This is a genomic window from Streptomyces sp. NPDC054866, from assembly GCF_053610745.1.
Window position 1 is genome coordinate 494,627 of sequence record NZ_JBSGZA010000006.1, and the last position, 14,067, is coordinate 508,693.

A 14,067-nucleotide genomic window follows, 5' to 3' on the forward strand; every position below is an offset into this window, starting at 1 on the left:
CGTACTCCTAGGTCGGCGTTCTTGCGTGTGCCGTTGATGCTTCCGCAGGCCGGGCGAGGGGTCGATTACGCCGGAGGTAATGCCGGGGGTAATACGGTGGCGGGGAGAGACGCAAGCGCGTGGGCCAACCGTGTGGGCCGAGCGTGTGGATCAGGGGAGGGGAAGTGCCGTGGGGCTTGGGGCTGTTGTGGGGCTCGTCTGTTTTCCGGTGAAGTCGATGCTGGGGGAGGAGCGCGAGCGGCTCGTACTCGACGAGCGGGGCGTGGCCGGTGACCGGCTGTGGGCCCTGCGGTACGAGGACGGGAAGCTGGGGAGCGGCAAGAACAGCCGCCGGTTCCGGCGGACGCCGGGGACGCTGGAGTACGACGCCGTGTTCGAGGGTGACGACCCCGTCATCACCACGCCGGACGGCGAGACGCTGCGGCCTGGCGACCCCCGGATCCCCGAACTCTTCGGCGCGGGCGTGGAGTTGGCGCGCGAGGACGAGGTGAGCCATCAGGACGCGGGCGCCGTCTCCCTCGTCGGCACCGCGTCGCTGCGCGCGCTCGGCGAGCTGCTCGGCGACTCCGATCCCGTCGACGTACGCAGGCTGCGCAAGAACATCGTGGTCGAGACCGACGAGCCGTGGATCGAGGAGGACTGGGTCGGCCGGCAGATCACGTTCGACGGCGGCCCGAGCCTGCGCGTGGTCGAGCGCGTCGAACGCTGCGTCATGACCACCCAGGCCCAGCGCGGCCTCCCGGCCGACAATCGCATCCTCAAGACGCTCACCGCGTCGCGCGGCATGAGCATCGGGGTGTACGCGGACGTCGTGACGCCCGGCACGCTCGCACTCGGCGCGCGGGTGACCGTCCAGTGAGGCTTCGCGGCAGGGGAGTTGGAACGGCGCTGCTGCTCGCGGCCGTCGTCACCGGATCCGTCACGGGCTGCTCCCCGGAGGAGAAGACCGACGGCTCCTCCGGACCCGACGGTAATTCGGGGTCCGACGCCAAGGCGGGCCCCGCGCTCGCCGCGGTCGACACCCTCACCGTCAAGGGCCGCGCCCCCAAGACGGGTTACGACCGCGACCGCTTCGGCAGCCCCTGGGCCGACACGGACTCGAACGGCTGTGGGACCCGCGACGACATCCTCAAGCGCGACCTGGAGAACGTGAAGTACCGCGACGGCGGAGACTGTGAGGTGTCGTCCGGTGTGCTCTCGCCCGATCCGTACACCGGCAAGGACGTAACGTTCGTGCGTGGTCGCAGCCAGGTCGACATCGACCATCTCGTCGCCCTCTCGGACGCCTGGCAGAAGGGCGCCGGCAAGTGGGCGCCGAGCAAGCGCATCGCCTTCGCCAACGACCCGCTCAACCTCCTCGCGGTGGACGCGGGGCCCAACCGCGGCAAGGGGGACGGCGACACGGCCACGTGGCTGCCGCCGGACAAGGATTACCGATGCGCCTATGTGGCGCGGCAGGTGGCGGTGAAGAAGAAGTACGAGGTGTGGGTGACGGGCGCCGAACGGGACGCGATGAAGCGGGTCCTGTCGGACTGCCCGCGGGAGAAGCTGCCGATCGGGGGTGCTTCGACAGCGGCGCCCGGCCGGTTCCATGCGCGCTGAGGCCCAGTCAGTCAGTCCGTACGTACTCGTAGGTTCCGTACGTACTCGTAGGTACAGAAAAATGGCTTAACAGGCCGGTCCGCGCCCGCTACCGTCCGGGACATGGACCTGAAGATCACGACGCTGGCCGAGCGGCCCGAACTCGCCGGACCTCTCTGGGAGATGGACGACACCTGGCCGGAGTTCATCGGGAACGACCCGATCGCGTGGTCGATGATCGGGAGGATCGTCAAGGATCTTCCCGACTACGTCCTGGTCGCCACGGACGAGCGGGGCACGGTCGCGGCCAAGGCGTTCAGCGTGCCGTTCGCGCTGGGCGCCGCCGGGCGCGGTGAGCTGCCGGACGGCGGTTGGGACCAGGTCATGCTGTGGGCGTTCTCCGACCTGCGGCACGGCAGGAAGCCCGACACGGTGAGCGCGATCGAGATAACGGTGGCGAAGGAATACCTCGGGCAGGGTGTCTCCGGTCGGATGCTCACCGCGCTGCGCGAGAACGCACGCGCGCGTGGCTTCGCGGAAGTCGTCGCCCCGGTCCGCCCGAACGCCAAGCACCTCGAACCGGCCGAGCTGATCGACACGTACGCACTGCGCAAGCGGGACGACGGGCTGCCCGCCGACCCGTGGCTGCGGGTGCACGTGCGGGCGGGCGGCGCCATCGAGAAGGTGGCGCACGCGTCGATGACGGTGTCCGGTTCGCTCGCGCAGTGGCGGGAGTGGACGGGGCTGCCGTTCGACACCGCGGGGCCCGTCGAGGTGCCGGGCGCGCTGGTGCCGGTGCTCTGCGAGCCGGAGCGCGGGTACGCGGTGTACGTGGAGCCGAATGTGTGGGTGCGGCACGTGCTGTGAGGCCGTGCCGCATGCCACGTGAGGCTCGTGGAATCAGCCCGCGAGCTTGTCGATGTCCATGATGTCGCCTGCGGGCGGCGTCGCGTCGACGGGCTTGTCGAAGTCGCTGAACGCCAGGCTCTCCGGCGTCCTGGCGGTCTCGTTCACGACCTTCAGCAGATACGGCTTGCCCTCCGTGGCGACGTAGAGGGTGTACCGGTCGGTGCCGTCGCTCTCGGTGAGCGTGAGGGCCGGTGTGCCGTCGACCGTGGTCGTCTTTCCCTTGCGGGCAGGGGAGTTGACGTCCTTGAACTCGGCGAGCAGGACGTCCAGGTCGCAGAACGAGGCGATGTCCTTCGCGTCGGCGCCGGTCGCGGACGTCTTCACCCACCGGCCCGCGAGCATGTCCACGGCGGCCTGGGTGTCGGCCGCAGGCTCGCCCTTGCCCTGGGCGCGCAGGAACTCCTCGTCGTACTTCATGTAGACGGTGCGCGCGGTGGTGATCAGCTTCACCGAGCCCTCGCCGCCCATCGCCATCGTGCCCGCGCACTGCCCCTTGGTGTCGAAGGCCATGTCCAGCTCGATGGTGCCGGTCTCGTCCGGGACGCTGCCCTTCACCCTGAGCGACGAGGCGTCGGTCGTCGCCTTCACGGCCTTGTCGACGATGTCGGGCCCGGACATGCCGGGGAACGGACCCGCCTCCTTCTTGGCCTCCTTCACCTTCCCCTCCTTCTTCGGCCCGCCGGTTTCGGTGCCGCAGGCCGTCAGGCCGATGGCCGCGGCGGTGGCCAGGCATACAGCGGCAAGAGTCGTACGTCGCATGAAGATCCCCCCACGGGAGCTTGGAAGTGCTGCGACCATCTCAGCAGAGGCTGTGAACCGAGTCAACACAAGTCCATGTGGACAACGAGTTAACACTCGTGAATCGAGCGGTCCTTCGTCGGATGGGTATGATCGGCGCTCAGCGCCGCGCCGGGGCACGTGCGCGGCGGGGGCAGCGGGACCGAGGGGAGCCAGTCGGTGCGGGACAACGCGACAGAGGTGACCGCCGCCGGGATCGCCCGGCTCGCCGGCGTCGGCCGGGCGGCCGTCAGCAACTGGCGCCGCCGCCACCCCGACTTCCCCAAGCCGGTCGGCGGCACCGAGACCAGCCCCTCCTTCGCGCTCGCGGAGGTCGAGGAGTGGCTGCGCGCCCAGGGCAAGCTGGGCGAAGTGCCGCTCAAGGAGCGAGTCTGGCAGCACCTCGCGGGCCACCCAGAGGGCCCGGTCACCGCCCTCCTCCACGCGGGCTGCGCCCTGCTCCTCGTGCGGGACCGCCACCCGGACTGGCTCCAGGTGAGCGCGGTGTCGGACGAGCGGATGGCGGAGTTGCTTCCGGAAGCCCTTGAGCAGGTCCTCACGCCGCGGTTCGGCGGTCCCGCCGCCGGAGCCGGCCCGCTCCAGGCAGCCGTGCGCGTACCGAGCCCTGCCCAACTCCTGCCCTCCGTCCCGCTGTTGCGCGGCGTGGCCGAGCTCGCCTCCGAGTTGGGGGCCCGGCAGACGTACGAGTTTCTGATCGGGCGGCACATTGATGCCAACCCCCGGCAGTACACGCTCACTCCGGCCGGGCCCGCCGAGCTGATGGCCGCGCTCGCCGGGTCCGCGCAGGCCGTGCTCGATCCCGCCTGCGGGACCGGCGCCCTGCTGCGAGCCGTCGCCCCGCGGCCGGGCCAGTGCCTCTACGGCCAGGACAGCGCCCCCGAACTCGCCGCCCTCACCGCCCTGCGTCTCGCCCTGCACTCCGACGCCACCGTCCGCGCCGCCGCCGCCGACACCCTGCGCGCGGACGCCTTCGGCGAGGCGCGGGCCGACGCCGTGCTCTGTCACCCGCCGTTCAACGAGCGCAACTGGGGGCACGACGAACTCGCCTACGACCCCCGCTGGGAGTACGGCTTCCCGGCTCGTACGGAGTCCGAACTCGCCTGGGTCCAGCACGCGTTGGCCCGGCTCCGGGACGGCGGCACCGCCGTCCTGCTCATGCCGCCCGCCGCCGCTTCCCGCCGCTCGGGCCGTCGCGTCCGCGCCGACCTCCTTCGCCGGGGCGCCCTGCGCGCTGTGATCGCGCTTCCCGCCGGCGCCGCGCCCCCGTACAACATCCCCCTGCACGTATGGGTGTTGAAGAGGCCAGTGCCCGGCGCGCAGCCCCCGCCCGCGCTGCTCCTCGTCGAGACCGCGGGGCTCTCCGTGGCCGACGGCAGGGATCGGCAGGCGTGGCGGCCCGTGCAGGACGCCGTGGTCGATGTCTGGCGGAGCTTCGACCGGTACGGCACGGTCGACGAACAGCCGGGGCTCGCCCGTTGCGTGCCGGTGCTCGAAGTCCTCGACGACGAGGTCGACCTGGCACCGGCCCGCCGGCTGCCGCCACCGGCCACGGGCGGCGGGGTGCGGGAGCTGACCGCCGTCCGCGAGCGGCTCGGGGACGCCGTGCGGCGGACGGCCGACCTCATGCCGCCGCCTGCCGAGCCCGCCGAGTCCGCAGAGTCCGCCGAAGCTGCCCACTGGCCCGTCACCACCGTGGGGGAACTGGCCCGCGCGGACGCGCTGTTGCTGCGTACGGGGACGGGGGACGCCGCCCCCGGGGCAACGGTCCTCACCGAACACGACGTCCTGGCCGGGACCACACCCTCGGGTACTGCCGCTCGGGAGGCCGACCAGACCGACTCCGTAGTCACCCGGCCCGGTGACGTCGTCATCCCCGTCTCCGGCGGCGGCACCGCGGCCCGCGTCATCGACGAGACCACGGCGGGCGCCGCGCTCGGCCGGGGGCTCACTCTCCTGCGCCCCGATCCGGCCGCCCTTGACCCGTGGTTCCTCGCGGGCTTCCTGCGCGGCACCGCCAACAACCGCCAGGCGAGCAGCTACGCGTCCACCGCGGCCCGGCTCGACATCCGCAGGCTGCGGTTGCCGCGCCTGCCGCTGGAGGGACAGCGCCGCTACGGAGAGCGGTTCCGCGCGCTCGCCGCCTTCGAGGACTCCCTGCGTCTCGCGGGCAGGCTGGGCGAGCAGTTGGTGCGGGGCCTGCACGACGGACTGACGGACGGCACGCTTCCGCCGGAGTGACACAACCGGGTTCCGCCGGTGCCCGCGATCGGGACGTGACCAGTACGGCAACGGTTCGGTACAAGCCGGGACCGCTTCTCCTTGTCGGCCTATACGCTCGAATCCGTACCAGTTCGTATTTCGACTTTCGGCCGTGCGTTCCCCCGACGGAACGTGCGGCCGCATCAGGCACCAGGAGCAGCCATGCACGGCCACGGCTATGCGCCGCAGCAACCGCCGCCGACCCCCGGCAGCACGTATGTGACGCTGCGCGTGCTGTTCGTGGTCCTCGCCGTCGTGACGTGCGGCCTGCTCGCCTGGGCGCCGATGCTGCGGCTCGCGATCGTGACCCGCAAGGCGTACGACTGGGTGTTCTTCGGCCTCGTGACCGCGCTCGACGTGACGGCCCTCATCCTCGTCGGCGTCGATCCGGGCGACGAGGAGTTCCAGGGGCCGGGCAACGCGGGCATGGTGGTGCTCCTGACCACGCTCCTCGCCGCGGTCGCCTACTACTTGTTCGCGGACATACGGCACTTCAGCCGCTACCGGCAGCAGCAGTACGGCGGCTACGCGACCCCGCAGCCCGCGTACGGCTACCCGCAGCAGCCGGGACCCGCCCCCGCCCCCGGCCCGGTACATCTCCAGCCCACCCAACTGCACCAGCCGCCGGTCCAGCAGACGCCGCCCCCGCCCACGCGCCCCGCACCGGCCCGCATCCACCAAGTACAGGCTGAGCTCGACGAGCTCAGTGACTACCTGCGCAAGCAGGAAGGCGGCAACTGACCGTGACACCGGGGATCGGGGGCCGTGTCGTAGCCGGACGCTACGAACTCTCCACGCTCATCGGCCAGGGCGGCATGGGCCAGGTCTGGACGGCGTACGACCAGCGTCTCGACCGCCGCGTCGCGGTCAAGCTCCTGCGCCCCGACCGGGTCGCGGGCGCCGAGGCCGACGAACTGCGCCGCCGCTTCGTGCGCGAGTGCCGTGTCACCGCGCAGGTCGACCACCCGGGCCTGGTCACCGTCCACGACGCGGGCACGGAGGGCGAGGACCTCTACCTCGTCATGCAGTACGTGGACGGGGCGGACCTCGGCGACCACCTCGCCGAGCACGACCCCTACCCGTGGCAGTGGGCCGTCGCGATCGCCGCGCAGCTGTGCGCCGTGCTCTCCGCGGTGCACGCCGTGCCGATCGTGCACCGCGACCTCAAGCCGCGGAACGTGATGGTCAAGCAGGACGGCACGATCAGCATCCTCGACCTGGGCATCGCCTCGGTGATGGACACCGACACCACCCGCCTCACGCACACCGGTTCGCCCATCGGCAGCCCCGCGTACATGGCCCCCGAGCAGGCGATGGGCGGCGCGGTCGGCCCGTACACCGACCTCTACGCCCTGGGCGTCCTCCTCCACGAACTCCTCAGCGGCGACGTGCCGTTCAGCGGATCGACCGCGCTCGGCGTCCTGCACCGCCACCTCTACGAACCGCCGCTCCCGGTCCGCCGCCTGCGTGCCGAGGTCCCCGAGGCCCTCGAAGCCCTGGTGCTCAGGCTCCTCGCCAAGGACCCCCAGCACCGGCACGGCAGCGCCCAGGAGGTCTACGAGGAACTGGCCCCGCTGCTCCCCGCGCGCGGCATCCCCACCGGCGGCCCGCTCGACCCCACCCGCCCCTTCCTGCGCCCGCACGCCCCGTGGCCCGACCGCGCGACCACACCGGCGCCCGCCCCCGCCATCCAGCCGGACCGCACCGACCACCGGCAGACCCCCGGCAGCCACACCGACGTCGTGCACGCGGTCGACGAGGTCAAGCGGCTCCTCGGCGAGGGCCGCATCACACAGGCTGTGGACATCCTCGGCTCGATCCTGCCCGCGGCCGCCGCCAAGCACGGCGAGCACTCCCCGGTGGTCCGCTCCCTGCGCAAGCAGTACGCGGCGACGCTCATGGACGACGGTCAGTACCGCCGCGCCCTGCCCGAACTGCGCCGCCTCGCCGACGAGCGCGCCGCCGAGTCCGGCCAGGCCGACCCGCACTCCCTCCAGTTCCGCTACGAGGCCGCGCAGTGCCTGGAGCAGCTCGGCGAACCGGCGGCGGCACTCGCGGAGTACCGCGCCCTGCTCCCCTACTACGAGAACCGCTACGCCTCCGACGACCGCGAACGCCCCCTCGACATCCGCCGCCGCATCGGCCACCTGCTCCTCGCCCTCGGCGACCGCGCGGCGGCCCACGACACGCTGGCGCGGCTGCTCATGGACGCCGAGCGGATGCACGGGGTCGGTCATCCGTTCCCGGCGGAGATCCGGCGTACGTTGCAGTGGCTGGGCCAGGTGCGGGGCTGAAGGCGGGGAACGTACCCCAATTCCCGTCGAATCGTTGGTCGAATGGGTGGCCGAGAGACCGGCCACTCCCTAACATCGATCACCGCAAGACTTTGTGCACCGCCGCACAATCTCCTCGGGAGGCTCACTTGCACCGCCGCCGTCGCACCGCGCTCGTCCTCTCCACCGCCGCGATCGCCGCGGCCCCCCTCCTGACCGCCTGCGGCAGCGAAGCCCACCCGGGCGCCGCGGCCGTCGTGGGCAACGACCGGATCACGGTCTCGCAGCTGGAGGGCCGGGTGAACGAGGTGCGCGACGCGCAGCGCGCCGCGATCCCGGACGAGCAGCAGTACGAGCAGGCCATCGCCAAGTCAGGCGGCCTCACTCGCAGCACGCTGCACACGATGGTCCTGGACAAGGTGCTGCACCAGGCGGCTGCCGACGCCGGGGTCGACGTCTCGCGCCGCGACATCCAGACCATGAGAGCGGGCCTGGAACAGCAGGCGGGCGGCAAGAAGGCCCTCGAACAGGGCTGGCTCCAGCAGTACAGCGTCGCCCCGTCCCGCCTGGAGGAAAGCCTCCGCACGGAGATCGAGGCCCAGAAGCTGGCGAAGAAGCTGGGCGTGGACATGAACGCGCCGGAGGGCCAGGCGGTCTTCTGGAAGGAACTCTCCAAGGCTTCCAAGAAGCTGGACGTGGACCTGAACCCGCGGTACGGCACGTGGGACGTGGAGAAGAGCAAGCGCGCGGACTCCAAGACGCCGTGGGTGCGCGAGGTGTCCGGGGACGGCGCGGCGGGCCCCAAGCAGGCATAAGAACAGCAGGCGTAAGAACACCAGGCACAAGAACACCGTGCGGGGGCTGTCAGTGGCGTGGGTTACGTTCGACGGGTGAACGAAACCACGCCCCCGGCCGACGCTCCCGGCCGCGTCATCCTCCTCACCACGAGCCACCGGGTGGCCCCCGGCCTGCTCTCCTGGCCCGCGTGGCAGGCCCTGCACGGGGCCGACGAGGTCCTGTGCGCCGACGCCACGCACCCCCAGCTGCCGTACCTGCGCGAGGCGGGCGTGCGGGTGGGCCAGGCGTCGCCCACGGCCCAGGAGTTGGTGGAGGCGTGCGCCGGAGACCGCACGGTCCTTGTCATCGCCACGGCCGAGGGTGACCGCGCCCTGACGGACGGCCTGGCGAGGCTCGCGGGCTCGGGCCGCGTCTCGATGCCCGACCTGGAACTGCTCCCGGCGTCGTACGACCTGCCGGGCGCGCGGCTCCTGGACCTCGTCCAGGTCATGGACCAGATCCGGGCCGAGTGCCCCTGGTCGTCCCAGCAGACGCACAAGGGCCTGGCGAAGTACGCGATCGAGGAGGCGTACGAACTGGTCGAGGCGATCGAGGAGGGCGACAGGGAGGAGCTGCGGGAGGAGCTGGGCGACGTCCTGCTCCAGGTGGTCTTCCACGCGCGGATCGCCGAGGACGACGACGAGTCCCCCTTCTCCGTGGACGACGTGGCGGGCACGATCGTGGAGAAGCTGATCCACCGGCACCCGCACGTGTTCGGCGACGACTCGGCGGACACCCCGGAGGACGTGAAGGCGCACTGGCTCCGCACGAAGGCCGAGGAGAAGCAGCGCTCGTCGGTGACGGAGGGAATTCCCCTGGGCCAGCCGGGCCTGGCCCTCGCGGCAAAGCTGGCCTCACGGGTACGGACGGCGGGCCTTGAGGTCGCCCTCCCCTCCGGGGAAGGGGTCGGCTACGAACTCCTCGCGCTGGCGCTGCGCGCGGAGGGAGAGGGCGTGGACCCGGAGGCGGCACTGCGAGCGGCGGCCAGGGCCTACCGGGACGCGGTGCTGGCCGCGGAGGGCGCGGGGGCTTAGTGCCGGTGCCGTGGGGCTCTCACCGATTGATGTACCTACACAAGGTAGGTACATTAGGGGTATGGAGACCATCGGCCTGCGTGAGCTGAACCAGAACCCTTCCAAGGCAGTGGCCCGGGTCAGGGCCGGTGCCTCGATACTCGTCACCGACCGGGGCAAGCCGGTCCTCCGCATGGTCCCGGAGACCGAGGCCCCGAGCACCTTGCGGCGCCTGCTCGAATCGGGCGATGTCACCGCGCCCGCGGAGGAGGGCATGCCCGAGGTCTTCACCGATCTCGCGCCCGAACTCGACAGCCTTTCCGACGTGCTGCTCGAAGAGCGCGACAGGGAGCGGCGCCGGTGATCTACCTCGACAGCTGTGCGCTGCTGAAGTTCATCAAGCCGGAGAAGGAGACCGAGGCGCTGCGCGCCTGGCGGGCCGGACTGCCGGACGGGACAGAGCTGCTCGGCAGCGAGCTCACCCGGCTGGAGATCACCCGGACCCTGTACCGAGCGGGCGTCGACCATCAGCGCGTCCCCTTCTTTGTGGGGCAGGCCGTACGCGGCGTCTACCTCGCCGATGTCACCACCACGGTCATGGCGCGGGCAGCCGCCTACCGCACCGAGCGGCTCGGCACGCTGGATGCCATCCACCTGGCGAGCGCGGACCCCTTCCGGCAGGACATCACCGAGTTCGTCACCTACGACCAGGAGCTGGCTCGCGCGGCCGAGGAGCTCGGCTTTCCGGTGAGCGCCCCGGCGTAACTGACCGGCGGCACGCCGGGGCGGGCGGCCGGATACGGTCAGGACCATGCAAGACCAGCCGCCCGCCACTCCCGCAGCCTGCCCCGCAGGGGCTCACGCTCCCGTGTCCGAGGCCCAGGGGCCGGACATCCCGGAGCTCTTCACCTGGGAGTTCGCCACCGACCCCTACCCCGCCTACGCCTGGCTCCGTGAGAACGCGCCCGTGCGCAAAACCCGGCTGCCCAGTGGTGTGGAGGCCTGGCTGGTCACCCGGTACGGCGATGCCAAGCAGGCGCTCGCCGACCAGCGGCTCAGCAAGAATCCGGCCCACCACGGCGAGCGCTCGGACGCGAAGAGCAAGACCGGCATCCCCGGCGAGCGCAGCGCGAACCTCATGACGCATCTGCTCAACATCGACCCGCCGGACCACACACGGCTGCGCCGCCTCGTCTCCAAGGCCTTCACGCCCCGCCGCGTCGCCGAATTCGCGCCCCGCGTGCAGGAGTTGACCGACCAGCTCATCGACCAGTTCGTGGAGAAGGGGGAAGCCGACCTCATCCACGACTTCGCCTTCCCGCTCCCCATCTACGCGATCTGTGACCTGCTCGGCGTGCCCCGTGAGGACCAGGACGACTTCCGCGACTGGGCGGGGATGATGATCCGCCACGGGGGAGGGCCGCGGGGCGGGGTCGCCCGGTCCGTGAAGAAGATGCGCGGCTACCTCGCCGAGCTGATCCACCGCAAGCGCCTCGAACCCGGCGACGACCTCATCTCCGGGCTCATCCGCGCCTCGGACCACGGCGAGCACCTCACCGAGAACGAGGCCGCCGCGATGGCGTTCATCCTTCTCTTCGCAGGGTTCGAGACCACCGTCAACCTCATCGGGAACGGCACCTACGCCCTCCTCACCCACCCCGAGCAGCGTGAGCGCCTCCAGGACTCTCTCAGGGACGGCGACACCGGACTCCTGGAGACCGGTCTTGAGGAGCTCCTGCGCTTCGACGGTCCCGTCGAACTCGCCACCTGGCGGTTCGCCACCGAGCCGCTGACGATCGGAGGGGAGGACATCGCCGCCGGCGACCCCGTCCTCGTCGTCCTCGCCGCCGCCGACCGGGACCCCGAACGATTCGATCAGCCGGACACGCTGGACCTCTCCCGACGCGACAACCAACACCTCGGCTACGGCCATGGCATTCATTACTGTCTCGGCGCACCGCTCGCCAGGCTCGAAGGCCAAGCGGCCCTCGCGACGCTCCTGCGCCGCCTCCCTGACCTGCGCCTCGCGGCGGAACCTGGTGATTTGAGGTGGCGCGGCGGGCTCATCATGCGCGGACTCCGCACCCTCCCCGTGGAGTTCGCACCCGCACAGAAGAGCAAAGATTCGGCACCTGAAACGACGTTTAACTGACGGACCGTCAAGACTGTGACTTTCACGTGATCTCCGCTGCATCGACTTGTGACAAGCGTTCGACTGCCGCTACGTTCACGACGACTCGGCCTCCCGTGCCGCAGTCGTCGCTCCAGTCACGCGAAAGGCAACCGCATGCTCTCCGGCAATGGTCGTCACCGACGCCCCCGCCAGGCCCCGGCCCTGATCGTCGCGGCAGGAGTCGCAGGATCGGCCATCGCCATCCCGCTGCTCGGCGCCACCAGCGCGAGCGCGGCGGACACCGCCACGTGGGACAAGCTCGCGGAGTGCGAGAGCGGCGGATCCTGGAGCGCGGACGCGGGCAACGGCTACTACGGCGGGCTCCAGTTCTCGCAGCAGACCTGGGAGGAGTACGGCGGCCTCGACTTCGCGCCGAGCGCCGACCTGGCCAGCCGCTCGCAGCAGATATCCGTCGCCGAGAAGGTCCTTGACGACCAAGGGACCGAGGCCTGGCCGAGCTGCGCGCCGATCGCCGGACTCACCCAGGACGGCGCCGCAGCCGACGTCGACCCGGGCGCCCCGATCACGACGATTCCTTCTGACGAGCCGTCGGAGCCGACCGGGTCCGACGAGACGTCCGAGTCGTCCGAGCCGAGCGAGCCGAGCACGTCACCGAGCGAGTCGGCCGACCCCTCGGACAGCGCCGAGCCTTCCAAGAAGCCCTCCGAGGAAGCTTCCGAGAAGCCGGACGCCGACGACGAGGCACGAGACAAGAATCACGACGAGTCCGACAAGCCGGATGACTCGGCCAAGTCCGGTGACCCGGACAAGTCCGGGCAGGACGATGCCACTTCGCCCGCCCCCACCCCTCCCGCCGGTGAGGGCGAAGGCCGCCACCGCGGCGACAGCGCGGACGACGAGCCGTCAGGCGACGCCTCACGCGAGGGCTCGGGCCGGCACGCCTCCCGTGGCGACGAGCGTCAGAAGGACGGCTCCGAGGGGACGTACACGGTCCGCTCCGGAGACAACCTCTGGACCATCGCCGACGAGCACGACGTGCAGGGCGGGTGGGCCGGGCTGTACGCCGAGAACGAGCAGTCGGTCGGCTCCGACCCCGACCTCATCCTTCCCGGTCAGAGCCTCGATTTGGGCGAAAAGTAGGGGTAGTTGGCGAGTCGCTTTGCGCTTGATATCCCAATTGGCGCAAGTGAGACATGGGTCTCAGAAGCCCTGATCGTCTTTGAAATTCGGGCGATCGCATGACTACGGTCGTGACCGCTCGCCACAGCGGGCCCCGCCGGTCGGTACGCCGAGTCCTGCCAACGGCCGTTCGGGAACAGTCGTCGCGTAATGCGCCGTAGGCAGGAGCGGGGGACCCAAGGTTTCCGCCGGACCCGGCCGTTCGGCCTCGTGAGAGCGAGGCGGACGGACAGGAACGGCTAGGGGTTAAGTCGCGCTCAAGAAGCGCGGCCGGGCAACTTCACTGGCCCGAACCCGACAGCTCACCTCGCAGGCGTCGGTGAGGGGATCACTCATGCTGTTTTCCAGCAAGGGCAAGCACCGCCGCCCGTCCAAGGCCACCCGTGTCGCCACGCTCGCCGGCGTCACCGGTGTCGCGGTCGCGGCCCCGCTGATGGCGGCCGGCTCGGCCTCCGCCGCGACGAACTCCGAGTGGGACGCCGTCGCCCAGTGCGAGTCGGGCGGCAACTGGTCCATCAACACCGGCAACGGCTACACGGGCGGCCTGCAGTTCTCGTCGTCCACCTGGGCCGCGTACGGCGGCACGAAGTACGCGCCCACCGCCGACAAGGCCTCCAAGGCCCAGCAGATAGAGATCGGCGAGAAGGTCCTCGCGGGTCAGGGCAAGGGTGCCTGGCCGAGCTGCGGCGTCGGCCTGTCGAGCGCCTCCAACGAGGGTGGCGGTGCGCAGGAGAGCGCCCCGCAGCAGCAGCAGCCCCAGGAGCAGCAGCCGCAGAGCGCGCCCAGCGCCCAGACCGAGCAGCCGCAGCAGGCCGCTCCCAAGGCCGAGGCCCCCAAGACCGAGTCGAAGAAGACCGTCGAGACCCCGACCGGCAAGACGGTCAAGAAGGGCGACGGCGAGTACAAGGTCAAGAAGGGTGACACCCTCTCCAAGATCGCCGAGGCCAAGGACGTCAAGGGCGGCTGGCACAAGGTGTACAAGCTCAACGGCGACATCATCGACAACGCCGACGTGATCTACCCGGGTCAGCAGCTGCACCTCAGCTAAGCAGCTGTCAGTGGCGGCGCCCCGGCGGAGGCGCCG

The 14,067-nt window shown here is 71.0% G+C and carries 14 protein-coding genes and 1 riboswitch; of the genes, 13 read left to right on the forward strand and 1 reads right to left on the reverse strand.

Annotated features, from left to right (window positions below; translation table 11 throughout):
* Nucleotides 1–79: 79 nt before the first annotated feature.
* The 3 genes from ACWGI2_RS30325 (at nucleotide 80) to ACWGI2_RS30335 (ending at nucleotide 2,448) form a co-directional block, all read left to right on the forward strand.
* Nucleotides 80–859, forward strand: coding sequence for an MOSC domain-containing protein (locus ACWGI2_RS30325; protein WP_453698773.1), 780 nt, complete (start codon nucleotides 80–82; stop codon nucleotides 857–859).
* Nucleotides 856–1,602: an HNH endonuclease family protein gene (locus ACWGI2_RS30330; RefSeq protein WP_453698775.1), complete on the forward strand. Its 747-nt coding sequence runs from the start codon at nucleotides 856–858 to the stop codon at nucleotides 1,600–1,602. The genes ACWGI2_RS30325 and ACWGI2_RS30330 overlap by 4 nt, the downstream gene beginning before the upstream one ends.
* Nucleotides 1,603–1,704: 102 nt before the next feature.
* Nucleotides 1,705–2,448, forward strand: a complete 744-nt coding sequence (locus ACWGI2_RS30335) for an N-acetyltransferase (protein WP_453698777.1) — start codon at nucleotides 1,705–1,707, stop codon at nucleotides 2,446–2,448.
* A 33-nt stretch (nucleotides 2,449–2,481) separates the two neighbouring features.
* Here the strand turns inward: ACWGI2_RS30335 and ACWGI2_RS30340 are convergent, their stop codons facing one another.
* Complete coding sequence (locus ACWGI2_RS30340) at nucleotides 2,482–3,249, reverse strand: hypothetical protein (RefSeq protein WP_453698778.1); 768 nt, start codon at nucleotides 3,247–3,249, stop codon at nucleotides 2,482–2,484.
* A gap of 198 nt (nucleotides 3,250–3,447) precedes the next feature.
* On the opposite strand from ACWGI2_RS30340, the gene ACWGI2_RS30345 reads away from it, so the two are divergent.
* From ACWGI2_RS30345 to ACWGI2_RS30390, 10 genes are all read left to right on the forward strand, one after another.
* On the forward strand, nucleotides 3,448–5,526 hold the full coding sequence (locus ACWGI2_RS30345; RefSeq protein ID WP_453698780.1) for an N-6 DNA methylase: 2,079 nt from the start codon (nucleotides 3,448–3,450) through the stop codon (nucleotides 5,524–5,526).
* 183 nt (nucleotides 5,527–5,709) lie between these two features.
* Nucleotides 5,710–6,288 (forward strand): hypothetical protein, encoded by a 579-nt coding sequence (locus ACWGI2_RS30350; protein ID WP_453698781.1) that lies wholly within the window; start codon nucleotides 5,710–5,712, stop codon nucleotides 6,286–6,288.
* A 14-nt stretch (nucleotides 6,289–6,302) separates the two neighbouring features.
* Entirely contained in the window at nucleotides 6,303–7,841 is a 1,539-nt protein-coding gene (locus ACWGI2_RS30355) for a protein kinase domain-containing protein (RefSeq protein ID WP_453400310.1), read from the forward strand.
* 128 nt (nucleotides 7,842–7,969) lie between these two features.
* Nucleotides 7,970–8,635 (forward strand): SurA N-terminal domain-containing protein, encoded by a 666-nt coding sequence (locus ACWGI2_RS30360; protein WP_453400199.1) that lies wholly within the window; start codon nucleotides 7,970–7,972, stop codon nucleotides 8,633–8,635.
* Nucleotides 8,636–8,710: 75 nt separating this feature from the next.
* Nucleotides 8,711–9,691 (forward strand): nucleoside triphosphate pyrophosphohydrolase, encoded by a 981-nt coding sequence (locus ACWGI2_RS30365; protein ID WP_453698783.1) that lies wholly within the window; start codon nucleotides 8,711–8,713, stop codon nucleotides 9,689–9,691.
* Nucleotides 9,692–9,752: 61 nt separating this feature from the next.
* Nucleotides 9,753–10,034 carry a type II toxin-antitoxin system Phd/YefM family antitoxin gene (locus ACWGI2_RS30370; protein WP_453400201.1) on the forward strand — a complete coding sequence of 94 codons (282 nt, stop codon included), beginning with the start codon at nucleotides 9,753–9,755 and terminating at the stop codon, nucleotides 10,032–10,034.
* A complete protein-coding gene (locus ACWGI2_RS30375) occupies nucleotides 10,031–10,435 on the forward strand; it encodes a type II toxin-antitoxin system VapC family toxin (protein WP_453698784.1) in 405 nt (134 codons plus the stop codon). Before ACWGI2_RS30370 ends, ACWGI2_RS30375 begins: the two co-directional genes overlap by 4 nt.
* Nucleotides 10,436–10,481: 46 nt before the next feature.
* Nucleotides 10,482–11,822 carry a cytochrome P450 family protein gene (locus ACWGI2_RS30380; protein ID WP_453698786.1) on the forward strand — a complete coding sequence of 447 codons (1,341 nt, stop codon included), beginning with the start codon at nucleotides 10,482–10,484 and terminating at the stop codon, nucleotides 11,820–11,822.
* A gap of 135 nt (nucleotides 11,823–11,957) precedes the next feature.
* A complete protein-coding gene (locus ACWGI2_RS30385; RefSeq protein WP_453698788.1) occupies nucleotides 11,958–12,944 on the forward strand; it encodes a transglycosylase family protein in 987 nt (328 codons plus the stop codon).
* Between the two features lie 182 nt (nucleotides 12,945–13,126).
* Nucleotides 13,127–13,314: riboswitch (cyclic di-AMP (ydaO/yuaA leader) on the forward strand.
* Nucleotides 13,315–13,317: 3 nt separating this feature from the next.
* Nucleotides 13,318–14,031, forward strand: a complete 714-nt coding sequence (locus ACWGI2_RS30390; RefSeq protein ID WP_453698789.1) for a transglycosylase family protein — start codon at nucleotides 13,318–13,320, stop codon at nucleotides 14,029–14,031.
* The last annotated feature ends 36 nt before the right edge of the window (nucleotides 14,032–14,067 follow it).

What these genes read in the sequence shown, in the direction of transcription:
- ACWGI2_RS30325 (WP_453698773.1), top strand. Translation starts at nt 80, where the DNA reads ATGCCGGGGGTAATACGGTGGCGGGGAGAGACGCAAGCGCGTGGGCCA.
- ACWGI2_RS30335 (WP_453698777.1), top strand. Translation starts at nt 1,705, where the DNA reads ATGGACCTGAAGATCACGACGCTGGCCGAGCGGCCCGAACTCGCCGGA.
- ACWGI2_RS30340 (WP_453698778.1), bottom strand. Translation starts at nt 3,249, where the DNA reads ATGCGACGTACGACTCTTGCCGCTGTATGCCTGGCCACCGCCGCGGCC.
- ACWGI2_RS30350 (WP_453698781.1), top strand. Translation starts at nt 5,710, where the DNA reads ATGCACGGCCACGGCTATGCGCCGCAGCAACCGCCGCCGACCCCCGGC.
- ACWGI2_RS30370 (WP_453400201.1), top strand. Translation starts at nt 9,753, where the DNA reads ATGGAGACCATCGGCCTGCGTGAGCTGAACCAGAACCCTTCCAAGGCA.
- ACWGI2_RS30380 (WP_453698786.1), top strand. Translation starts at nt 10,482, where the DNA reads ATGCAAGACCAGCCGCCCGCCACTCCCGCAGCCTGCCCCGCAGGGGCT.
- ACWGI2_RS30385 (WP_453698788.1), top strand. Translation starts at nt 11,958, where the DNA reads ATGCTCTCCGGCAATGGTCGTCACCGACGCCCCCGCCAGGCCCCGGCC.
- ACWGI2_RS30390 (WP_453698789.1), top strand. Translation starts at nt 13,318, where the DNA reads ATGCTGTTTTCCAGCAAGGGCAAGCACCGCCGCCCGTCCAAGGCCACC.